This is a genomic window from Lentzea sp. JNUCC 0626 (assembly GCF_043632865.1).
Classification (GTDB): domain Bacteria; phylum Actinomycetota; class Actinomycetes; order Mycobacteriales; family Pseudonocardiaceae; genus Lentzea.
The window spans coordinates 5,374,210-5,394,122 of record NZ_CP171635.1 but is presented as its reverse complement, the minus strand read 5'-3'; the positions used below and the strand labels follow the sequence as shown (position 1 = coordinate 5,394,122).

At 68.2% G+C, this 19,913-nt stretch carries 24 protein-coding genes; 9 read left to right on the top strand and 15 right to left on the bottom strand.

The genetic code is table 11. The features are described 5' to 3' along the window. Positions 1-44: 44 nt before the first annotated feature. The 3 genes from JNUCC0626_RS24175 (at position 45) to JNUCC0626_RS24165 (ending at position 4,244) form a co-directional block, all read left to right on the top strand. The gene (locus tag JNUCC0626_RS24175) at positions 45-1,091 is read left to right on the top strand and encodes an NAD(P)H-dependent flavin oxidoreductase (protein ID WP_394613052.1); all 1,047 of its coding nucleotides are present in this window, start codon (positions 45-47) and stop codon (positions 1,089-1,091) included. Positions 1,092-1,191: 100 nt separating this feature from the next. After that, positions 1,192-2,715 (top strand): DUF885 domain-containing protein, encoded by a 1,524-nt coding sequence (locus JNUCC0626_RS24170; RefSeq protein WP_394613051.1) that lies wholly within the window; start codon positions 1,192-1,194, stop codon positions 2,713-2,715. After that, complete coding sequence (locus JNUCC0626_RS24165) at positions 2,715-4,244, top strand: DUF885 domain-containing protein (protein WP_394613050.1); 1,530 nt, start codon at positions 2,715-2,717, stop codon at positions 4,242-4,244. The genes JNUCC0626_RS24170 and JNUCC0626_RS24165 overlap by 1 nt, the downstream gene beginning before the upstream one ends. Here the strand turns inward: JNUCC0626_RS24165 and JNUCC0626_RS24160 are convergent. Together JNUCC0626_RS24160 and JNUCC0626_RS24155 are read right to left on the bottom strand one after the other, a co-directional pair. Further along, on the bottom strand, positions 4,219-5,637 hold the full coding sequence (locus JNUCC0626_RS24160; protein ID WP_394613049.1) for an amino acid permease: 1,419 nt from the start codon (positions 5,635-5,637) through the stop codon (positions 4,219-4,221). The two genes, JNUCC0626_RS24165 and JNUCC0626_RS24160, sit on opposite strands and share 26 nt — an antisense overlap. 59 nt (positions 5,638-5,696) lie before the next feature. Continuing rightward, a complete protein-coding gene (locus JNUCC0626_RS24155; protein ID WP_394613048.1) occupies positions 5,697-6,665 on the bottom strand; it encodes a zinc-binding dehydrogenase in 969 nt (322 codons plus the stop codon). A 70-nt stretch (positions 6,666-6,735) separates the two neighbouring features. Between JNUCC0626_RS24155 and JNUCC0626_RS24150 the strand changes: the two genes are divergently transcribed. From JNUCC0626_RS24150 to JNUCC0626_RS24135, 4 genes are read left to right on the top strand one after another with little or no spacing between them, the layout of a single operon-like run. Next, positions 6,736-6,960 carry a hypothetical protein gene (locus JNUCC0626_RS24150; protein WP_394613047.1) on the top strand — a complete coding sequence of 75 codons (225 nt, stop codon included), beginning with the start codon at positions 6,736-6,738 and terminating at the stop codon, positions 6,958-6,960. Further along, a complete protein-coding gene (locus tag JNUCC0626_RS24145; protein ID WP_394613046.1) occupies positions 6,957-7,403 on the top strand; it encodes a ribonuclease domain-containing protein in 447 nt (148 codons plus the stop codon). The genes JNUCC0626_RS24150 and JNUCC0626_RS24145 overlap by 4 nt, the downstream gene beginning before the upstream one ends. After that, on the top strand, positions 7,400-7,663 hold the full coding sequence (locus JNUCC0626_RS24140) for a barstar family protein (protein ID WP_394613045.1): 264 nt from the start codon (positions 7,400-7,402) through the stop codon (positions 7,661-7,663). Before JNUCC0626_RS24145 ends, JNUCC0626_RS24140 begins: the two co-directional genes overlap by 4 nt. Before the next feature lie 43 nt (positions 7,664-7,706). Beyond that, positions 7,707-8,123, top strand: coding sequence for a hypothetical protein (locus tag JNUCC0626_RS24135; RefSeq protein ID WP_394613044.1), 417 nt, complete (start codon positions 7,707-7,709; stop codon positions 8,121-8,123). Here the strand turns inward: JNUCC0626_RS24135 and JNUCC0626_RS24130 are convergent. Then, complete coding sequence (locus JNUCC0626_RS24130; RefSeq protein WP_394613043.1) at positions 8,120-8,887, bottom strand: enoyl-CoA hydratase family protein; 768 nt, start codon at positions 8,885-8,887, stop codon at positions 8,120-8,122. The two genes, JNUCC0626_RS24135 and JNUCC0626_RS24130, sit on opposite strands and share 4 nt — an antisense overlap. A gap of 63 nt (positions 8,888-8,950) precedes the next feature. On the opposite strand from JNUCC0626_RS24130, the gene JNUCC0626_RS24125 reads away from it, so the two are divergent. Next, positions 8,951-9,568, top strand: a complete 618-nt coding sequence (locus tag JNUCC0626_RS24125) for a DJ-1/PfpI family protein (protein ID WP_394613042.1) — start codon at positions 8,951-8,953, stop codon at positions 9,566-9,568. Next, positions 9,555-9,989 carry a MarR family winged helix-turn-helix transcriptional regulator gene (locus JNUCC0626_RS24120; protein ID WP_394613041.1) on the top strand — a complete coding sequence of 145 codons (435 nt, stop codon included), beginning with the start codon at positions 9,555-9,557 and terminating at the stop codon, positions 9,987-9,989. The genes JNUCC0626_RS24125 and JNUCC0626_RS24120 overlap by 14 nt, the downstream gene beginning before the upstream one ends. A 28-nt stretch (positions 9,990-10,017) precedes the next feature. Here the strand turns inward: JNUCC0626_RS24120 and JNUCC0626_RS24115 are convergent, their stop codons facing one another. The 12 genes from JNUCC0626_RS24115 to JNUCC0626_RS24060 form a co-directional block, all read right to left on the bottom strand. Further along, a complete protein-coding gene (locus JNUCC0626_RS24115; RefSeq protein WP_394613040.1) occupies positions 10,018-10,632 on the bottom strand; it encodes a cyclase in 615 nt (204 codons plus the stop codon). 303 nt (positions 10,633-10,935) lie between these two features. Continuing rightward, positions 10,936-11,457 (bottom strand): hypothetical protein, encoded by a 522-nt coding sequence (locus JNUCC0626_RS24110; protein ID WP_394613039.1) that lies wholly within the window; start codon positions 11,455-11,457, stop codon positions 10,936-10,938. 75 nt (positions 11,458-11,532) lie between these two features. Further along, complete coding sequence (locus tag JNUCC0626_RS24105; protein WP_394613038.1) at positions 11,533-11,637, bottom strand: hypothetical protein; 105 nt, start codon at positions 11,635-11,637, stop codon at positions 11,533-11,535. An 83-nt stretch (positions 11,638-11,720) separates the two neighbouring features. Then, on the bottom strand, positions 11,721-12,416 hold the full coding sequence (locus JNUCC0626_RS24100; protein ID WP_394613037.1) for a sirohydrochlorin chelatase: 696 nt from the start codon (positions 12,414-12,416) through the stop codon (positions 11,721-11,723). After that, positions 12,413-13,285, bottom strand: a complete 873-nt coding sequence (locus JNUCC0626_RS24095) for an ABC transporter permease (protein ID WP_394613036.1) — start codon at positions 13,283-13,285, stop codon at positions 12,413-12,415. Before JNUCC0626_RS24095 ends, JNUCC0626_RS24100 begins: the two co-directional genes overlap by 4 nt. Continuing rightward, entirely contained in the window at positions 13,269-14,045 is a 777-nt protein-coding gene (locus JNUCC0626_RS24090) for an ABC transporter ATP-binding protein (protein WP_394613035.1), read from the bottom strand. The genes JNUCC0626_RS24095 and JNUCC0626_RS24090 overlap by 17 nt, the downstream gene beginning before the upstream one ends. A gap of 28 nt (positions 14,046-14,073) precedes the next feature. Further along, positions 14,074-15,123, bottom strand: coding sequence for an ABC transporter substrate-binding protein (locus JNUCC0626_RS24085; RefSeq protein ID WP_394613034.1), 1,050 nt, complete (start codon positions 15,121-15,123; stop codon positions 14,074-14,076). Between the two features lie 15 nt (positions 15,124-15,138). Further along, positions 15,139-16,482, bottom strand: coding sequence for a sulfate adenylyltransferase subunit 1 (locus tag JNUCC0626_RS24080; RefSeq protein WP_394613033.1), 1,344 nt, complete (start codon positions 16,480-16,482; stop codon positions 15,139-15,141). Beyond that, the gene (cysD, locus tag JNUCC0626_RS24075) at positions 16,483-17,382 is read right to left on the bottom strand and encodes a sulfate adenylyltransferase subunit CysD (protein ID WP_394613032.1); all 900 of its coding nucleotides are present in this window, start codon (positions 17,380-17,382) and stop codon (positions 16,483-16,485) included. Then, entirely contained in the window at positions 17,379-18,074 is a 696-nt protein-coding gene (locus tag JNUCC0626_RS24070) for a phosphoadenylyl-sulfate reductase (RefSeq protein ID WP_394613031.1), read from the bottom strand. Before JNUCC0626_RS24070 ends, cysD begins: the two co-directional genes overlap by 4 nt. After that, complete coding sequence (locus JNUCC0626_RS24065) at positions 18,071-18,229, bottom strand: hypothetical protein (protein ID WP_030472080.1); 159 nt, start codon at positions 18,227-18,229, stop codon at positions 18,071-18,073. The genes JNUCC0626_RS24070 and JNUCC0626_RS24065 overlap by 4 nt, the downstream gene beginning before the upstream one ends. Then, positions 18,226-19,905 (bottom strand): nitrite/sulfite reductase, encoded by a 1,680-nt coding sequence (locus tag JNUCC0626_RS24060; protein WP_394613030.1) that lies wholly within the window; start codon positions 19,903-19,905, stop codon positions 18,226-18,228. The genes JNUCC0626_RS24065 and JNUCC0626_RS24060 overlap by 4 nt, the downstream gene beginning before the upstream one ends. Between the last annotated feature and the right edge of the window lie 8 nt (positions 19,906-19,913).

Below are 19,913 nucleotides of genomic sequence, written 5' to 3'. Positions count from 1 at the left end.
CCTTCACCAGGCATTCGTCGCCCGATCCAACTAGGTTGTCCTCCATGTTCCCCACGCTGGGTGTCCCCGTTGTCGCCGCGCCCATGGCAGGTGGTCCCTCCACTCCCGAACTGGTCGCCGCGGTGAACGAGGCGGGCGGGTTCGGGTTCCTCGCGGCCGGCTACATCACCGTCGAGCAGCTCGCGGAGAAGATCACGCGCACGAGCGAGCTCACCACGAAGCCGTTCGGGGTCAACCTGTTCGTGCCCGGCACACGGCCGACAGCGGACATCTCGTCGTACGTGCAACGCGTCAAGTCCTGCGCGGAGAAGGTCGGTGCTGTCCCCGGCGATCCGCGCTGGGACGACGACAACTACGCCGCGAAGCTCGAACTCGTGCTGGCACTGCGGGTGCCCGTGGTGTCGTTCACCTTCGGCCTGCCCGACGTCGACGACGTGCAACGGCTCAAGGCGGCCGGTTCCACGATCGTCGTGACGGTCACCACCCCGAGCGAGGCCCGGCAGGCGCAGCAGATCGGCGCGGACGTCGTGTGCGTGCAGGGGTCCGACGCGGGCGGCCACCGCGGCACGTTCGCCGACGACGGCATCTCGCCCGGTGGCGGCGAGCTCTACGGCACCCTCGCGGCGATCCGGCTCGTGCGCGCCGCCGTCGACCTGCCGGTGATCGCGACGGGCGGCCTGGTCACCGGTGCCGACGTCGCCGCGGTGCTCGCCGCTGGTGCGATCGCGGCCCAGCTCGGCACCGCGTTCCTCGGCTGCCCGGAAGCGGGAACCAATGCCGCACAACGGGAAGCGCTCGCCGAAGGAGCCCGGCGCACGGCCCTCACGCGGGCGTTCAGCGGACGTCCGGCGCGCGGCCTGGTGAACCGGTTTCTGATCGAGCACACCCCGCACGCGCCCGCCGCGTACCCGAACGTGCATCACCTCACGAAGCCCGTGCGCGCCACCGGCGAGGTCGAGGTCATGTCGCTGTGGGCGGGCACGACGTACCCGCTCGCGACGGCCGAACCCGCGGGCGAGGTCGTGCGCAGGCTCGGCGACGAGCTGGCCGAAGCGGTCAAATCCCTGGCCGAGCGGTTCTCGCGCGGCTAAGCCCTGTCCGGCAAGTCCGTCGGGCGGCAGTAGCGTCTCCGGCTCGCTCACCCGCGCCTACCACCTGACAGACTTGCCGGACAGGGCTAAGAAGGAGGGCGTGACCTCCCTCTCGGACAAGACCTTCCAGGCGATGATGGACTGGTATCCGTACTTCGCCACGCTCGTCGGCGTTCCCGGCTGGGACGACCGACTCGAAGATCCCAGTCCGGAAGGCCACCGCGACCTGCGGGCCCGGCTGACGGACGTCCTCGACCGCCTCGACGCGAGTGACGAGGACCCGGTCTCGAAGGACGTGATCAGGCACCAGGCCACGTCGATCATCACCATGATCGACGCGCGGCTGGTCGAGCACAGCGTGGCGCGCGGGCTGAACTCGCCGGTCTCGTTGCTGCTCCGCTACACCTCGCAGGTCGACTTCTCGCAGCGGGTGCACGCGATCCCGCGCTTCCTCGACCAGGTGGCGGGCCGGCTCGTCGACACCGACCGCAGGCCGCTCGCCCGGCACGTCCGCAGCGGGGCGGACCACGTCGAGAAGTTCCTCGCCCTGCCCCGGCAGGAGTGGGAGGGCGACGCGGACGTGCGCCCGGCGTTCGCGAAGTACCGCGAGACGCTGCTGGGCCTGCCCGGCCGGTCCGACGAGCAGGCCGGGCTGTGCTGGCTGCCCGACGGTGAGGAGAACTACCGCAAGCTCGTCCGGGACTACACCACCACGTCCTACACACCCGCCGAACTGCACCAGCTCGGGCACGACCTGATCGCCGGGCTGCGCGAGGAGTACGCGGAGATCGGCTCGAAGCTCTGGGGCACCTCGGACGTGCCGGAGATCTTCCGCCGCCTCCGCACGGAACTGTTGTGGGTCAACGAGAACGACATGCTCGTCAGCGCGGAGCAGGCTGTCGTCCGGGCGAACGCCGAGGCGCCCAAGTGGTTCGGCCGACTGCCCAAGGCGCGGTGCGAGGTCAGGTTCACGCCGGAACAGGACCGTGCCAACGCGCCGTTCGCCTACTACGTGGACGCGGCGCTCGACGGTTCCCGTCCCGGCATCTACTTCGCGAACCCGTTCGACGCCACCTCGCGCAGCCGCACGGTGTCCGAGGTGACGGCGTTCCACGAGGCCGTGCCCGGTCACCACTTCCAGATCTCGATCGCCGCCGAGACCGAGCTGACGAACGTGCGGAAGTTCGCGTTCGTCGACTCCTACCTCGAAGGCTGGGGTCTCTACACCGAGCGGCTCGCGGACGAGATGGGCCTGTACTCGTCGGACGAGCAGCGCCTCGGCATGCTCGGCCTCGACGCGATGCGCGCGGGCAGGCTCGTCGTCGACACCGGCATCCACGCGCTGGGCTGGTCGCGCCGGCAGGCCGTCGACTACCTGCGCGAGAACACCGTGATGGACAATTCGGAGATCGAGGGCGAGATCGACCGGTACATCGAAACGCCTGGTCAGGCGCTCGCGTACATGGTGGGGCGCCTGGAGATCCTGCGCATTCGGGCCGAGGCGGAGGCCGCGCTGGGGCAGAGTTTCGACATCCGGGCGTTCCACGACCTGGTGCTGGAGAACGGCATCGTACCGTTGTCCACGTTGAACGCTCTTGTCACCGAATGGTCTGGGAGGGCCTGATGTCACTGGCGGATGAGATGTTCCAGGCGGTGATGGACGCGTCACCGCTGTCCGCCGCGATGTTCGGCCTGCCCGGCTGGGACGACCAGCTCGAGGACCTGAGCGTCGAGGGAGAACAGGCGGTCCTGAAGCGGATCGCCGACATCCTCGAACGCGCCGAGTCGAGCGACGAGGACCCGGTCACGCTCGCGGTGATCAAGCAGCAGGGCCGGGCGATCATCGACCGCACGGACGCGCGCCTCGTCGAGCACACCGTCGCGCAGGGCCTGACCGCACCGGTCAACGGCCTGCTCATGATCGCGACCAAGGTCGACGTGTCGCAACGCCTCGACAAGTTCCCGGTCTACATCCGGCAGGCGGCGCAACGGTTGCGCGACACCGACCGCAAGCCGTTGCAGCGGCACGTCGAGGCCGGGGTCGAGCGCGTGCAGGCGTTCCTGGACTCGCCGCCCCAGCCGTGGGAGGGCGATCACTCGGCCGAGATCCGCGCGGCCGTGGTCGAGTTCCGCGACCAGCTGGCGTCGATCACGGACGGCCGCAGCGACGAGCACGCCGGGTTGTGCTGGCTGCCCGAGGGCGAGGAGAACTACCGCAAGCTGGTCCGCAACTACACGACCACCTCGCGCACGCCCGACGAGCTGCACCGCCTCGGCCTCGACATCATCGCGTCGTTGCGCGAGGAGTACGCGGAGATCGGCTCGAAGCTCTGGGGCACCACGGACGTGCCGGAGATCTTCCGCCGGTTGCGCACGGAGCTGTTGTGGGACAACGAGGACCAGATGGTCGAGAGCGCGACCGAGGCGATCGCCCGCGCCGAGGCCGAGGCCCCGAACTGGTTCGGCCGCATGCCGAAGGCCGACTGCCAGGTGCGCCTGGTCGACGAGGCCGGTCGCGCGACGGCACCGATCGCGTTCTACATGCCTGCCGCGCAAGACGGCTCACGTCCGGGCATCTACTGGCTGAACCCGTTGGGCGCCACCGAACGCAGCCGCACGCTGTCCGAGGTGACGGCGTTCCACGAGGCCGTGCCCGGCCACCACTACCAGGTGAGCATCGCGGCTGAGACCGAGATGCACCCCATGCGCAAGTTCGCCTTCATCGAGGCGTACCTGGAGGGTTGGGGTCTCTACACCGAACGCCTCGCGGACGAGATGGGCCTCTACTCGTCGGACGAGCAGCGCCTCGGCATGCTCGGCCTCGACGCGATGCGCGCCGGACGCCTGGTCGTCGACACGGGGCTGCACGCGTTCGGCTGGTCCCGCCAGCAGGCCATCGACTACCTGCGCGAGAACACCGTGATGGCCGAGCCCGAGATCATCTCGGAGGTCGACCGCTACATCGAGGTGCCCGGCCAGGCGCTCGCGTACATGGTGGGGCGCCTGGAGATCCTGCGCATCCGGGCCGAGGCGGAGGCGCGGATGGGCGAGAAGTTCGACGTGCGCGCGTTCCACGACCTGGTGGTGGGGAGCGGCGCGGTGCCGCTCTCCACCCTCGACCAGATCGTCACCGCCTGGTCTGACGCTCCATGACGGAGTGCCGCTTCGAGTAGGTGAAGTAGATGATCAGGCCGATCACGAACCAGATCGCGAACCGCAGCCAGGTCTCCGGGGTCAGGAACGTGATCAGCCAGATCGAGAAGATCACGCCGATGATCGGCACGACGGGCATGCCCGGCGTCCTGAACGTCCTCGGGAGGTCGGGCTGCTTGTACCGCAACACGATCACGGCGATGCAGACCACGACGAACGCCAGCAGGATGCCGATGTTGGTGAGCTCGGCGGCCTCGGCGATCGGCAGGAACCCGGCGATGACCGCGGACGCGATGCCGAGCACCCAGGTGATGCGCGACGGCACGTGCTTCACCGGGTGCGACTTCGCGAACCACTGCGGCAGCAGGCCGTCGCGGCTCATCGAGTAGCCGACGCGGGCCGCGCCCATCATGAACGTGAACAGCACCGTCGTGATGCCGAGGATCGCGCCGACGCTGATGATGATGCCCAGCGCGGGCAGGCCGATGTCGGCGAACGCGGTGGCGAACGCGGACTCCGCGTCGACGTCCTTGTAGTTCACCATTCCGGTGAGCACGAGGCAGGCCAGCACGTAGAGCACCATCGAGACGGCGAGCGAGTAGATGATCGCCTTCGGCATGTGTCGTTGCGAGTCCTTCGACTCCTCCGCGGCCGTCGACATGGCGTCGTAGCCGAACACCGCGAAGAACACCGTCGCCGCACCCGTGAGCGCACCCGAGATGCCGAACGGGAAGAACGGGTTGTAGTTGTCCGTGTTGATGTGGAACGCGCCGACGATGACGACCAGCGCCACGACCGCGACCTTCAGGTACACCAACGTCGTTTCGAACCGTGCGGCGTTCTTCATGCCCATGTTCAGCACGTACGCGATGAGCAGACACAGCAGCACGGCGAACAGGTTCACCTTGTACGTGCCTTCGGCGACGCCGGGCGCTTCTGTGCCCGGGGCGCCCAGCATCCACTCCGGTAGATGGATGTTGAGCAGGCTCAGGAGTTCGGTGAAGTAGCCGGAGATGCCGATCGCGACCACCGCCACGATCGCCGTGTACTCGAGCAACAGGTCCCAGCCGATGAACCAGCCGACGATCTCGCCCAGCACCGCGTAGCCGTAGGTGTAGGCACTGCCCGCTTTGGGGATCAGGCCCGCGAACTCGGCGTACGAGAACGCTGCCGCCGCGCTCGCGATGCCCGCCACGAGGAACGAGACGAGCACGGCCGGTCCGGCCGTCTTGTTCGCCACCGCGCCCGCGAGCGAGAAGATGCCCGCGCCGATGATGCCGCCGATGCCGATGGCCGTGAGCTGCCACAGGCCCAGCGTTCTGGTGAGCCCGTCGCCCTTGTCCTCAGCGATCTGTTCTATGGGCTTGCGCCGGAAAACGCCCTGCGTAGTCATGGGAACACTGTCACGCGGTTCGCGTCGACCCGCTGACCAGCAGGGCGTTTTGTGCCGATTTACGGGCGCGTGAAGACGATCTTGCCCGCCGTCTCGCCGTCCAGCATCGCCTTGAGGCCCTGCTCGGCGTCCTCGAACTTCAGCTCGGCGCCGATCTGCGGCTTGAGGTCGTTCAGCGCGCAGAACCGGATGAGGTCGCCCAGTTCCTCGCGGGTGCCCATGGTCGAGCCGACCACGCGCAACTGGAGGAAGAAGAGGCGCTGGAGTTCGGCGGCGGACGCGTCACCGGACGTCGCGCCGGAGATCACCACGATGCCTCCGGGCTTGAGGGCCTTCATCGAGTGCGACCAGGTGGCCTTGCCGACGGTCTCGAACACCGCGTCGACCCGTTCCGGCAGCCGGGCGCCGGATTCGAACGTGTCGTGCGCGCCCAACGTCTTGGCGAGCGCGCGCTTCTCCTCGGTGCGGCCCGTGACCCACACACGGAAGCCTGCGGCCCGTCCGAGCTGGATCAGCGCCGTCGACACACCGCCCGACGCGCCCTGCACCAGCATCGTCTGGCCGGGGCGCAAGCCGGACTTCACGAACAGCATCCGGTACGCCGTCAGCCACGCGGTGCCCATGCAGGCGGCCTCGGCGAACGTGAGGTCCGCGGGCTTCGGCAGCGCGTTGCGGGCCGGGACGACCACGTAGTCGGCGAACGTGCCCTGGTGCTTCTCGGTGAGCAGCGTGCGCTTGGGGTCGAGCGTCTCCTCGCCGGACCAGTTCGGGTCGCCGATGACGGAGTGCAGCACCACCTCGGTGCCGTCGTCGAGGACGCCCGCGCCGTCGCAGCCGAGGATCATCGGGAACTGCTCGGGCTTGATGCCGACACCGCGCAACGTCCACAGGTCGTGCATGTTGAGGCTGGCCGCCTTGACCGCGACGCGCACCCACCCGTTCTGGACCTCGGGCTCGGGGCGCTCGCCGACGCGGAGCGAGGCCAGCGGGTTCTCAGGACTGGGTTCTGCTGCGTAAACGGCGAACATGGTTCGCAACATACCCATCTTGAACGTGGCCAAATGCCGTGACACGGGTCACGCGACTACTCTCGGGTGGGTGGACTGGTTGGTGCAGTGGTGGGACGGGGTCGAGCTGTGGGTCGTGCAGCTGCCCGTCGCCGTGCAGTTCCCCGTCGTGATGATCGTGGTGTTGCCTTTGTGCTTGGGCGTGGCGCGGCTGATCGACCGGGTCGCTGACTGGGGTGCGAACAACCCCGCGTCCGTCGGCTCGCCCGAACCCGAGCCCGAGCCGGAGCCCGAATCGGAGAAGGTCGCCGCGTGAGTCCTGGTCGTCGCCTGACCGTCGCACTGGTCGGGCTCATCGCCCTTGTCGTCATCGGGTGGTTCGTCAAGGACACCACGTCCTCGGCGCCTCCTGTCGAATCCTCGAAGCCGGTGGCGTCGAGTGCTGCTCAGGGGCTGCCCGGCGCCGCGTCCGGGCTCGACGTGCAGGCGCTGTCGAAGCTGCCGGTCGAGGCCGCGAAGACGTGGAAGCTGATCGAGGCGAACGGGCCGTTCCCATACCCGCGCAACGACGGCGTGACGTTCCAGAACCGCGAGAAGCGGCTGCCGGCCAAGGACTCCGGGTACTACAAGGAGTACACGGTGCCGACGCCGGGAAGCCCAGACCGGGGTGCGCGGCGGATCGTGACGGGGTCGTCGAAAGAGGTCTTCTACACCGGCGACCACTATTCGTCGTTCGTCGTGGTGGACGTAGCTAAATGAAACGGCACATTCTCGTTTCGGAAAAGGCTGCGGCGATCTCGGCCATTGCTTCCGCGTTGGACTTCCCGTCGTGGTTCGGGCAGAACCTCGACGCGTTGTACGACAGCCTGACGGACCTCTCGTGGTTGCCCGCGGGTGAGTACGTGCTGGTCGTGCCCTCGGACCTGGACTCCTCCGTGCTGGAGGTGCTGCGTGACGCAGCGAAGCTGACCGCTGATTCAGGTGACCGAAAAGTGCGGGTGATTCGCACGGAAAGGTGACGTGCGCTGCGCATTTCCCGTCCGGAGTGGACAGTGCCATTCCATGGGAACGCAATTCCGTCGCCTGAGCTGTGCGCTCGGCGTTGTCGTCGTTGTCGGAATGCTGTGCCCGGCGGTGTCTTTCGCCGGTGACCCCGACTGCTCGCAGGAGGGGCCGTTCACGCCGTTCGAGACGATCGACGGCGACAACCCCGTGACGATGATGAACGGCCGCGTGATCGAGCTGCGCGCGTCGAACAAGTCGAAGTGCGCGTGGGGGCGCATCTCGCACGGCACCCCCGGCGAGGAGGTCTGGACCGACCGCAAGGAGCCCTCGGCGAACTCGCACGAGGGCTTCCTCGGGTACACCAGGATCGACTCGGGTTCCGCGAAGTACACCGAGGCGTTCAAGAACGACGGCCGGGTCATGCGCGCCTGCGGGTCGTCTCAGGGCGTGATCGAGTGCACCGGTTGGTTCTAGTCGGCGGGGACCCAGGAGGGCTTGCGCTTCTCCTTGAACGCCGTGATGCCCTCCTGGCCCTCCGGTCCGCCGAAGTGCTGGGCCGACAACGCGAGCATGTCCGCGAAGACCTCGCCGAGGTTCGTGGACCTCTCCTGCTGGAGCATGTTCTTCGTGGCCGCGAGGGCGTTCGGGGCGCCGAGCGCGAGCATGTCGGTGTAGCGGCGGACCTCTGCCGCGACGTCGTCGGTGGCGGCGTTGAGCAGGCCGATCTCCTTGGCGCGCTGGGCGTCGAAGGTCTCGCCGGTCAGGAACAGCTCGTGGGCCTGGCGGGGGAGCAGTCGCGGCAGCACCGTCACCGAGATGACGGCGGGCACGACGCCGATCCGGACCTCGCTGAACGCGAAGGTGGCCTTGACGTCCGCGACGGCGATGTCGCACGCAGCCACGATGCCGACGCCACCCGCGCGGGCCGGGCCGTTGAGCGCGGCGACGACCGGCTTCGGGCTGGTCCAGAGCTGCTCGAGGATCGCGGGGAACTCGTTGACGCCCTGGTCGCCCGCACTCGCGCCGGTGGCCTCCTTGAGGTCCATGCCGGAGCAGAACACCGACCCCGTGTGCGTCAGCACGACCACACGCACGTCGTCGTCCTTCGCCGCATTCGTCAGGTGGTCCCTGAGTTCGCGGCGCAGCTGTGACGACAGCGCGTTGCGGTTGTGGGGGGAGTCCAGCGTGATCGTCGCGATGCCACGCTGCACCTCGTAGTGGACCAGCTCGTCTGCCATGTCGCTGACCTTAGCTGCTCGGGTTTATTGACAGCATGCTGTCAACTATGACAGTCTGCTGTCATGACACAGACGGTGTACCTCGCGCTGACCGACCAGCTCGCGGACTGGGAGTACGGGCACGTCGCGGCGCAGGTGAACATCCAGCACTTCCAGCAGCAGCCGGGCCGGTACGAGATCCGGACGGTCGGCCTGACGCTCGACCCGATCCGCACGGTCGGCGGGGTGCGGATGCTGCCGGACGTGGCGCTGGCGGACGTTTCCGTCGAGGACGCGGCGATGCTCGTGCTGCCGGGCGGCGACGGCTGGGAGGACGCCTCGGTGGCGACGGCGTTCGGCGAGCTGGCGCGGCGGTTCCGTGCGGCGGGCAAGCCGGTGGCCGCGATCTGCGGCGCGACCGTCGCTCTGGCCGGCGCCGGGCTGCTCGACGACGTGGCGCACACGTCGAACTTCGTTGGCGCGCTTGGTTCTTACGGCGGTGCCTCGTTGTATCGCGACGAACGAGTCGTGCGCGACCAGGGCGTGATCACGGCCGGCGGATCTTCCTCGTTGGAGTTCGCCCGCGAGGTGCTGGCGGAGCTGGAGACGTTCTCTGCTGCCACTTTGCAGGCCTGGTACGAGTGGAACCGCGACGACACCGCCGAGGCGTTCGGAAAGCTGGTGGCGAGTGTCCAGGAGTGAGTCCGGCGACGTCCTGACCGACGTCGTGATGCGCACTTTCCGTCTGTACGGCGCTTTCCTCGACGCGGCCGAGGTGATGACGAAGCCGGTGGGCCTGACCGCGGCGTGGTGGCAGGTGCTCGGCGCGGTCTTGAAGGAACCGTTGTCCGTGTCGGGCGTGGCGCGGGAGATGGGCCTGGCGCGTCAGTCCGTGCAGCGGATCGCAGACCTGTTGGTGGACAAGGGTTTGGCCGAGTATCTACCGAACCCGGCACACGCCCGCGCGAAGCTGCTCCGCCCCACGGAGGAGGGTTTCGCCGCGGTGGAACGGTTGCGGGACGCGCAGTACGAGTGGGCGAACCGCGTCAGTGCGCAGGTCTCCTTGGAAGACCTGCGCACGACGCTCGCCACGATGACCGCACTGGTCGCGGCTACGTCCTGATGCCCGGCAGGGGGTGGGGCATCAGTGGTCAGCCGATCGTGGTCGTGGTGAGGACGGGACTGGGGTCCGGGTAGCCCTTCGCGGCGGCGTTGACCGGGAACCCGATGACGCTGACCACGGCCGTGAAGGTGAGGCCGGGAGCGTCGTAGCTGGTGCCACCCAGCTTCGTGGTGATCGTCCCGGTCCCACCGGCCTGCAGGTTGATCGTGACCGTGGGCAGCTCGAAGTCCGCGCCGCCCTTGATCGGCCCGGGCACGTTGAGCACGACGTCGTTGCCCTGCAAGGCAATCGTCGGCGTGCCACCGAGCCCGGCCCCACCGGACAACGAGGCGGACGTGAACTTGGAGTTGGCGGGGACGGGAAGCTTGAGGGCGAGGCCCTTGATCTCCCGGACCTGCCGCCCGCCCGCCTCGGCCGGAACCTTGTTGGGCGCGGGATCGATGGTGACCTTGACGGCCCCGTTGGGCGCGACCGTCGCCGGCGCCGAAGCGTCAACGCCTTGGTCGAGCGTGAAGTCCGTCGTCTGCCCGACGGCACTCGCGCGGAGCTTGTAGGTGATGGTCTGCGGGGCTGCGGACGCGTTGGTGGCGAACATGAGCATCGGTACCAGTGCTGCTGCGGTTGCGATTCCGGCTAGCTTCATGGCCTCTCCCCGTTGAGTGGACGAGGGACTCTTCCAGCACGCGGCGTAACCACCTGACTACTCATGAGTAGGTTTCACGTCAACAGTTCACACTTCACATCGCCCGAACGGCAGCGGTCATTCGATCTTGTGGCGGCGGCGGAAAGTGGTGGTCCGGGGCCGTGTCGCAGCTCAGCGCGGTGGGCGGGGCGGCGAAGCGGTTGGGCTCAAATGTGCTAGGCTGTCCGCAGAGCCTTCGCCGCTAGGTGAAGGAAGTGAGCCCAGGTGCGCGTCCGGACGGTCGCTGCCTGGGCTTCGCGCTTTCTAGAGGTCTCCCAGGTCCGCGACGGTCCCGGTGATCGGAGCGATGCGACGCTTCCAGTCGCCGCCTGCTCCGTGGCACCACGCGAGAGCGTCGCTGACCCACAACGCCGGTTCCGATGACGACTGGATGTGCTCGTAGACGAGCCCGGCGTCGTGAGCCTTGGTGCGAGTACCGATGACCAGCCTGTCGCGACCGTTGGCGACGGGGTCCCGCGAGTCAAGCACCAGGCGAGTCACGCCCAATCCGATGGCGTCCTCTACCAGCAGTGGGAGCAGCGTCGACCTGACCCGCTCGCTCTTGCCCCTGCCGACGTAGAAGTTGGCCAGCAGGTCGCAGCACGCCAGCTTGTCGGCGATCAGCTTGCGGCGCGCGGGTTTCTCGGTCTTGAAGTGCACGCGTCGTGAGCCGGGGAGCAGGAGGCCGCGCATCATCGAGCGGGTGGAGTGCAACGTGCTCGGGGTGATCAGGACGGCTGCCATGAGGTAGCCGCTGCGCTCCGACTCGTCGACGACCATATGCATCCAAACAGGATCGCAGGTGCCCCTGACAATTCCCGGCCGGGTAGTTGCAGGCAATCCAAGGAATTGCTTGGGGCACTAGGAAAGCGGCGGCAGCCACCCCCTGCTCAGCGCCACCGTCACCGCCGCCGTCCGATCACTCACGCCGAGCTTCCCGAACACGTGGAGCAGATGGCTCTTCACCGTCGCCTCGCTGACGCTCAACTCCGCACAGCACTGCTCGGCATCGGCTGGGCGACGGTCGGCTACCTGAACGCGCAGAAGAACTAGGCGGCGACGATCTGGCGGGCGAGCGCCGAGTCGTAGCGGTCCAGCACGAGCTGCGCCACCTCGACGTCGTCCCCCAACGGCCGCGCCACCACGGCGTCGGGAGCCAGCGAAGCCACCTTGTCCGGCAACAGCCCCGGCGCCAGGAACCACGACGCAACGGCGATCCGAGCAGCCCCACGAGCCTTCAACCGGGCAACGGCCTCCGGCACGGTGGGCGAAGCGATGGAAGCGAAAGCCGGCTCCACCCCAGCCCACCCGGACTCCCGAGCCCACCGCCGGGCAACCAAAGCCACCGCCTCGTTGGCCGGCGCGTGCGAAGACCCGGCACCGGCCAGCACCACACCCAAAGACGGGTCACCAAAGGAAACCCCGGCCTCCGACAACCGCCGCAGAGCCGCCGACTCCAACCGAGGATCAGGACCCAGAACATCGGTGACGACAGCAGGAACCCGCGACTCGGCAACGGCGGCCGGAACGTCGACACGAGCGTGATAAGCCCTGCCCAGCAACAAAGGCACCACAACGGAAGGCCCGCGAAGAACATCGCTCAACCGAGGCGCGCACAGGTCCAGGAAGCACCCGCGCACGTCCAACTCGGGCCGCAACGACCGCACGACGTCCAGCAAGGCGTGGATCGACGCGGCCGAACGAGGGTCACGGCTGCCGTGCGCGACGGCGACAAGAGGAATCACAACGCCCCCGTCAGGCCACGAGCGCGCAGTACCGTGCGCTCCAACGGGCGGAACAACAGCAGCTCGATCCCAATGCCCACCAGAAGAATCAGGAAGATCGCCGCGATCACCATGTTGATGTCGTTCAACGACGACCCGTTGTGCAGGTACTGCCCGAGCCCGACGCCGAGCTGCGGCGAGGTCGCGATGATCTCCGCGGCCATCAACGACCGCCACGAGAACGCCCAGCCCTGCTTCAACCCCGCCAGATATCCGGGCAGAGCAGCAGGCAGCAGGATGTGCCGGGCAGAAGCGAACCGACCGGCCCCAAGGGCACGCCCGACGCGAGGCAGCAGCGGCGGAATCTGGTCGATGCCCGCCACCAGGCCGTTCGCGATCGACGGCACGGAGCCCATCAGCACCACGAAGTAGATCGTCGACGGCGTCACGCCGAACCACAGGATCGCGGCCGGCACCCACGCCACGGACGGCAGCGACTGCAGACCGGTCAGCAACGACCCGATCGCCGCGCGCACCACCCGCACCTTCGCGATCAGCAGCCCTAGCGGCGTCGCGATCAGGACGGCCGCGAGGAACCCGAGCACCGCGCGGTGCAACGAGGTCCACAGGATGCCGAACGCCTCACCGGTCGAGATCGAGCGGACGAGCTCGTTCCACACGTTCACCGGCGCGGGCAGCTGGAACTCGGGCAGCAGCGCCGAAGCCCACAACGCCTGCCATACGCCGAGGAGCAGCGCGAAGGCGATGATCGGCGGCACGCCCGTCTTCAGGAAACGGCGCCAGAGCGGAGGCTTGTGCGCCGAGACCGGCACGTCCAAAGCGTCCAGGCCGGCGCCGACCTTGTCGAGCGTGTCAGGAGGCGTGGCCACTGATGACCTCTCGCAGATGGGTGTTGATCTCGTCGAGAACCGTGTCGGAAGAGCCGGTGACATCCCACTCGCGCACCACACGGCCCGGGCGCGAGGACAGCAGCACAACGCGCTGGCCGAGACGCACGGCCTCGCGCACGTCGTGCGTCACGAAGATGATCGCGGTGTTCGTGGTCTCCCACACGCGCAGCAACTCGCTCTGCAACACGTCACGCGTGATGGCGTCCAACGCCGCGAAGGGCTCGTCCATCAGCAACAACGCTGGTGAACCGTCAGCGGACACGGTGGTGGACGCCAGCGCGCGAGCCAAGGCCACGCGCTGACGCATACCACCGGAGAGCTCGTGCGGACGCTTGTCCGCGACGTCGCCCAGCCGCACCAGTTCCAGCAGCTCCAACGCACGACGCTTGCGCGCCAGGCGGCCGACACCGGCGAACCGCAACGCCAGTTCGACGTTGCGGGCGGCGGTGAGCCACGGCATCAAAGCGGGTTCCTGGAACATCACGGCCGGGCGGGAGGTGTTGATCTGCATCCCGCCGGACGTCGCGGCGTCGAGGCCCGCGACGATGTTGAGCAGCGTGCTCTTGCCGCAGCCGGACGCGCCGAGAAGACACACGAACTCGCCGGGCTTGACCTTGAGGTCCACCCCGTCGAGCGCCACCACGGCCGAGTTGCCGTGGCCGAAGACCTTGCGAATGCCCGTCAACTCGACGGCGGTGTCCGCGGTGGACAGAAGAGCGGATTCGAGCGTGGCGGTCATGGTGTGTCTTCCCCTCGCGTCGGAAGTGCTACTTCTTGTCCAGGCCCGCGGCCTGCACCTGCGGCTTGCCCTGCGCCTGCAGGACCTTGTTCAGCAACGTGAAGTCGGCGTACCCGGCGACGTTCGCGGCCTCCTTGGCCACCCCGGCGGTCACGGCGTCCTTCGCGAGCTGCGGGAAGTGCTTGGCCTGCGCGTCGGTGGTCAGCTCGATGTTGTCCCACGCGGCGTCGAGGATCTTCTCGCCGAGCTTCTTGGACGTGAGCTTTTCCAAGTGAGCGTTGGCGGTCTGCTTGGCCTCGTCCTTGTTCGCCTTCGCCCAGTCGATGGCGGCGACGTGGCCCTTCAGCACGGCCTCGACGGTTTCCGGGTGCTCCTGCAGGAACTTCGTCCGCACGATCACGACGGTGGTCGGGAACGCCCCGCCCTCCCACAGCGTCTTCTCGTCGAGCAGCACCTTGCCGCCACCCTCGTTGACGATGCGCGCCGACCACGGCTGCGGCGCCCACGCGGCCTGGATGTCGCCCTTCTTGAACAGGTCGAGCGACGCGGCGTTCTCCACGTTCTGGACGGTCACCTGGCCGGTGAGGTTCTTCTCCGCCAGGTACTTCTTCAACGACACGTCCTGCGTGTTCGCGAGCTGCGGCGTCGCGACGACCTTGCCCTTGAGGTCCTCGATCGAGTTGATCTCGGGCTTGACGACGAGCTGCGCGCCACCGGACGTCGCCCCGGCGATGAGCTTGACGGCCTCGCCCTTGGACTTCGCGTAGGCGTTGATCGCCGGGCCGGATCCGATGTAGGCGATGTCGAGCGACTCGCCCAGCAGGGCGTTGACCTCGTCGGGGCCCGCGTTGAACGTCTGCGTCGTGAGCTTGGTGTTGCCGAGTTCCTTGGCGTACAAGCCCTTCTCGACGCCGATCAACGCGGCGGCGTGGGTGATGTTCGGGAAGTAGCCGATGCGGACTTCGGCGGCGGCGCCCTTGGACTCGGCGGCGGGAGTGTCACTGCTTCCGGCGCGGCTGCACCCGGAGATGGCTGTCAGAGCGATCAGAGCGACGGCAAGGGCGGGCTTGAGGTTCACGGGGTTTCAGGCCTTTCAGGGACCGGGAGACACGAGGGCGTGGTTGTCAGGGGTAGCGGTGCTACCCCCGGTACAGCTCTCCACGCCGTCCTCAAGCAGCGGCAGCGGAGCCCCGACCAGTCCGGCGGCGAGCGTGGAACCATCGCTCGCGTCGATCACCAGGAACGACCCGGTGCGCCGGCTGAAGCTGTAGTCGTCCAGCGGTACTTCCTCCGCGAGTCGCAGCGACACGCGGCCGATCTCGTTGAGCTCCAACGACGGCGGGCTGTCCACACTGGACAGGTTCTGCTCGTCGAAGCGGTCGCGCAGCTCGGTGACCATCGCCTGCACGGTGCGCGTGCCGTGCTTGACGAGCACCTTGGCGCCGGGCCGCAGCGACTTCTCCGCGAGCCAGCACAGCGTGGCCTCGAAGTCGTCGGTGACGGTCGGCGCGTTGCCCGCGGAGGCGATCAGGTCGCCGCGCGAGATGTCGATGTCGTCCGCCAGCAGCAACGTCACGGACTGGCCGGCCGCCGCCTCCGCCAGTTCGCCGTCGGCCGTGTCGATCTTCGTGACGGTCGAGCGGCGGCCAGAGGGCAGGACCACGATCTCGTCGCCCGCCTTGACCGTGCCGGCCGCGACCAGGCCCGCGTAGCCGCGGTAGTCGAGGTGCTCGGCCGTGCGCGGGCGGATCACGTACTGCACCGGGAACCGGAACGGCGCGTCGTGCGGGTCGGGCTCGACCGGCACGGTCTCCAGGTGCTCCAGCAACGTCGGGCCGTCGTACCAGGGCGTGTTCGCGGACTTCTCCACGACGTTGTCGCCCGCGAGCGCCGACACCGGGATCTGGACGACCGCGTCCTCGGTGTAGCCCAGCGCCGTGGCGTGCGCGGTGAACTCCTTGGAGATGCGGGAGAACGTCACCTCGTCGAAGTCCACGAGGTCGATCTTGTTGACCGCCAGCACGAGCCGCGGCACGCCCAGCAGCGCCAGCACCGCAGCGTGCCGGCGGGTCTGCTCGATGACACCCTTGCGCGCGTCGACCAGCAGCACCGCGAGTTGCGCGGTGGACGCGCCCGTCACGGTGTTGCGGGTGTACTGCACGTGTCCCGGGGTGTCCGCGAGCACGAACGACCGCTTGGGCGTCGCGAAGTACCGGTACGCCACGTCGATCGTGATGCCCTGCTCGCGTTCCGAACGCAGGCCGTCGACCAGCAACGACAGGTCCGGCGTCGCGAGACCGCGGTCGGCGCTCGCGCGGTGCACGGCGTCGAGCGTGTCCGCGAGCACGGACTTGGTGTCGTAGAGCAACCTGCCGACGAGCGTGGACTTGCCGTCGTCCACGCTGCCTGCGGTAGCCAGCCTCAACAGGTCGCTCATTTAGAAGTAGCCCTCCCGCTTGCGGTCTTCCATGGCGGCCTCGGACAACCGGTCGTCGGCCCGCGTGGCGCCGCGCTCGGTCAGTCGTGACGCGGCGACCTCGGCGATCACCGCGTGGATGTCGGCGGCGTCGGACTCGACGGCACCCGTGCAGGAGCCGTCGCCGACCGTGCGGTAGCGAACCGTCTTGCGTTCCAGCGTTTCGCCGTCGCGCGCCGTGCCCCACGGGCCTTCGGCGAGCCACATGCCGTCGCGCAGGAACACGTCGCGCTGGTGCGAGTAGTAGATGTCCGGCAGCTCGATGCCCTCGCGCTCGATGTAGTTCCACACGTCGAGCTCGGTCCAGTTCGAGAGCGGGAACACGCGGACGTGCTCACCGGCGCGGTGCCGGCCGTTGTAGAGGTTCCACAGCTCTGGGCGCTGGCGCTTCGGGTCCCACTGGCCGAACGCCGTGCGCAGGCTGAAGATCCGTTCCTTGGCGCGGGCGCGTTCCTCGTCCCGCCGTCCGCCGCCGAAGACCGCGTCGAACTTGTGCTGCGTGATGGAGTCCAGCAGCGGCACGGTCTGCAACGGGTTGCGCGTGCCGTCCGGGCGTTCCTCCAGGCGGCCGTCGTCGATCCAGTCCTGGACCTTCGCGACTTCGAGCCGGAGGCCGTGCTGGGCCACGACGCGGTCGCGGAACTCGATGACCTCGTCGAAGTTGTGCCCGGTGTCGACGTGCAGCAACGGGAACGGCACCGGCGCCGGGTAGAAAGCCTTGATCGCGAGGTGCAGCAGCAGCGTCGAGTCCTTGCCGCCGGAGAATAGGATCACCGGCCGGTCGAACTCGCCCGCGACCTCGCGGAAGATGTGGATCGCCTCGGATTCGAGGCGTCCCAGGGTGTCCAGAGCCAGTGTCATCCGTGCAACCCGCATTCCGTCTTCGACTGCCCCGCCCAACGGCCGCTGCGCGCGTCCTGGCCGGGCAGTGGCTTGGAGGTGCACGGCAGGCAGCCGATCGAGGGATAACCCTCCTGCACCAACAGGTTCTCGAGGATGCCCTTCTCGTGGATGTAGGCGTTGAACTCGTCGTCGGACCACGGCGCGATCGGGTTGATCTTGACCAGGCCGTTGCGGTCGTCCCACTGCACGATCGGCGTGTTCGCCCGCGTCGGCGCGTCCACGCGACGCACGCCGGTGACCCACGCGTCGTACTTCGCGAGCTCACGACGGAGCGGGATCACCTTGCGCAGGTTGCAGCACGTGGCCGGATCCGACTGGTACAGCAGGCCGAACTCCGCCTCCTGGTCCGCGACGGACTGCTCGGCGGCGGCGTTGACGACGTGCACCCCGGGATAGACGACCCCGACGGCGTCCCGCACGCCGATGGTCTCCGGGAAGTGGTAACCCGTCTCCAGGAAAAGCACGTCGAAGTTCGGCTTCACCTTGGCGGCGAGGTCGATCAGCACGGCGTCCTGCATGTTCGAGGCGACGATGTAGTTGTCGCCGAACGTCCGCGCGACCCACTCCAGCGCCTCTTCGGGGCTCGCGTCGCGCAGCTCCTGCTCGGCCGCATCGGCGACGATCTTGAGGTCTTCCTTGAGATCGCTCACTTCTTCACCTCCTGCGGCAGGTTGAGCCCGACGAACGAGACCTTGAAGACGCGGCGGCACCCGGTGCACAGCCACGCGTAGCTGGGTTCCTCCTGCGGGCGGAGGTCCTCGTCACCGCAGTAGGGGCAGTAGAACGGCGTCGCGCGTTCGCTCATCGCAGCGACCCCTCCTCGGCGCGGGCGACCCACTGAGCGAAGCGCTCGTCGGTTTCCCGCTGTGCCACGAAGTTCCGCACGACTCGCTCGACGTACTCGGGCAGTTCGGCCGCGGTGACCTTGTGGCCGCGCAACTTCCGGCCGAACCCGGCGTCGAGGCCGAGGCCGCCGCCGAGGTGGACCTGGAAGCCCTCGACCTGGTTGCCGCTCTCGTCCGTGACGATCTGGCCCTTCAGCCCGATGTCCGCGGTCTGGATGCGGGCGCAGGAGTTGGGGCAGCCGTTGATGTGCACGGTGATCGGCGCCGTGACGCCGTCGACGATGTCCTTGAGGTTCGCCTCGAGCTGCGTGACGAGGTCGAGCGCGCGCGCCTTGGTCTCGACGATCGCGAGCTTGCAGAACTCGATGCCAGTGCACGCCATGATGCCGCGCCGCCACGGCGACGGGTCGACCTGGAGCCCCAGCTTGGCGAGGTCGCTCTTGAGCGTGGGGATCTCGGCCTCGGGCACGTCCAGCACGATGATCTTCTGCTGGGGCGTGAACCGGACGCGGTTCGACCCGGCCCGTTCCGCGTACTTGGCGACCTCGACCAGGATCGAGCCCGACACGCGGCCCGCGACGGGCGCGGCGCCGACGTAGAACAGGCCGTCCTTCTGCTTGTGCACGCCGATGTGGTCGAGCGCCTGGTCCAACTGCTCCGGCGCCGGGCCGTCGATCATCTTGCGGCCCAGGTACTCGTCCTCGACGACCTGGCGGAACTTCTCCACGCCCCAGTCGGCGACGAGGAACTTGATGCGCGCACGGTGGCGCAGGCGGCGGTAGCCGTAGTCGCGGAAGACGGAGATGACCGCCTCCCACACGTCCGGCACCTCGTCCAACGGCACCCAGGCGCCCAAACGCTTGCCCAGCATGGGGTTCGTGGACAGGCCGCCGCCGACCCAGAGGTCGAAGCCCGGCCCGTGCTCGGGGTGGTTCACGCCGACGAACGCGATGTCGTGGATCTCGTGCGCGACGTCCTGCAGGCCGGAGATGGCGGTCTTGAACTTGCGCGGCAGGTTCGAGAAGCGCGGGTCGCCGATGTAGCGCTCGAGGATCGTGTCGATGGCCGGCTGGCCGTTGATGACCTCGTCCTGCGAGATGCCCGCGACCGGCGAACCGAGGATGACGCGCGGGCTGTCGCCACACGCCTCCATCGTCGTGAGGTTCACCGCTTCGAGCTTCTGCCAGATCGTGGGGACGTCCTCGACGCGGATCCAGTGGTACTGGATGTTCTGCCGGTCGGTGATGTCCGCGGTGTCCCGGGCGTAGGTCTGCGAGATCTCGCCGAGGACCGTGAGCTGCTCGGTGGTGAGCGCACCACCGTCGCTGCGGACGCGCATCATGAAGAACTCGTCGTCCAGCTCCTCCGGCTCGAGCGTGGCCGTGCGGCCGCCGTCGATGCCGGGCTTGCGCTGGGTGTAGAGGCCGTACCACCGGAACCGCCCGCGCAGATCGGCCGGGTCGATGGACTCGAAGCCGCCGTGGGCGTAGATGTTCTCGATGCGGGCGCGGACGTTGAGCGGGTTGTCGTCCTTCTTGCTCCGCTCGTTGGGGTTCAGCGGCTCTCGGTACCCGAGTGCCCACTGCCCCTCGCCGCGACGCTGCTTGGCACGCGGTGACGTCTGCGGCGTGGCCATCGCCATCC

Bases quoted from the DNA above. Each gene is read 5' to 3' on its own strand.
- JNUCC0626_RS24160 (WP_394613049.1), bottom strand. From the start codon at position 5,637: ATGACTACGCAGGGCGTTTTCCGGCGCAAGCCCATAGAACAGATCGCT.
- JNUCC0626_RS24110 (WP_394613039.1), bottom strand. From the start codon at position 11,457: ATGCATATGGTCGTCGACGAGTCGGAGCGCAGCGGCTACCTCATGGCA.
- JNUCC0626_RS24130 (WP_394613043.1), bottom strand. From the start codon at position 8,887: ATGGCAGACGAGCTGGTCCACTACGAGGTGCAGCGTGGCATCGCGACG.
- JNUCC0626_RS24090 (WP_394613035.1), bottom strand. From the start codon at position 14,045: ATGACCGCCACGCTCGAATCCGCTCTTCTGTCCACCGCGGACACCGCC.
- JNUCC0626_RS24135 (WP_394613044.1), top strand. From the start codon at position 7,707: ATGGGAACGCAATTCCGTCGCCTGAGCTGTGCGCTCGGCGTTGTCGTC.
- JNUCC0626_RS24115 (WP_394613040.1), bottom strand. From the start codon at position 10,632: ATGAAGCTAGCCGGAATCGCAACCGCAGCAGCACTGGTACCGATGCTC.
- JNUCC0626_RS24175 (WP_394613052.1), top strand. From the start codon at position 45: ATGTTCCCCACGCTGGGTGTCCCCGTTGTCGCCGCGCCCATGGCAGGT.
- JNUCC0626_RS24080 (WP_394613033.1), bottom strand. From the start codon at position 16,482: ATGAGCGACCTGTTGAGGCTGGCTACCGCAGGCAGCGTGGACGACGGC.
- JNUCC0626_RS24060 (WP_394613030.1), bottom strand. From the start codon at position 19,905: ATGGCCACGCCGCAGACGTCACCGCGTGCCAAGCAGCGTCGCGGCGAG.
- JNUCC0626_RS24125 (WP_394613042.1), top strand. From the start codon at position 8,951: ATGACACAGACGGTGTACCTCGCGCTGACCGACCAGCTCGCGGACTGG.
- JNUCC0626_RS24155 (WP_394613048.1), bottom strand. From the start codon at position 6,665: ATGTTCGCCGTTTACGCAGCAGAACCCAGTCCTGAGAACCCGCTGGCC.
- cysD (WP_394613032.1), bottom strand. From the start codon at position 17,382: ATGACACTGGCTCTGGACACCCTGGGACGCCTCGAATCCGAGGCGATC.
- JNUCC0626_RS24165 (WP_394613050.1), top strand. From the start codon at position 2,715: ATGTCACTGGCGGATGAGATGTTCCAGGCGGTGATGGACGCGTCACCG.
- JNUCC0626_RS24065 (WP_030472080.1), bottom strand. From the start codon at position 18,229: ATGAGCGAACGCGCGACGCCGTTCTACTGCCCCTACTGCGGTGACGAG.
- JNUCC0626_RS24140 (WP_394613045.1), top strand. From the start codon at position 7,400: ATGAAACGGCACATTCTCGTTTCGGAAAAGGCTGCGGCGATCTCGGCC.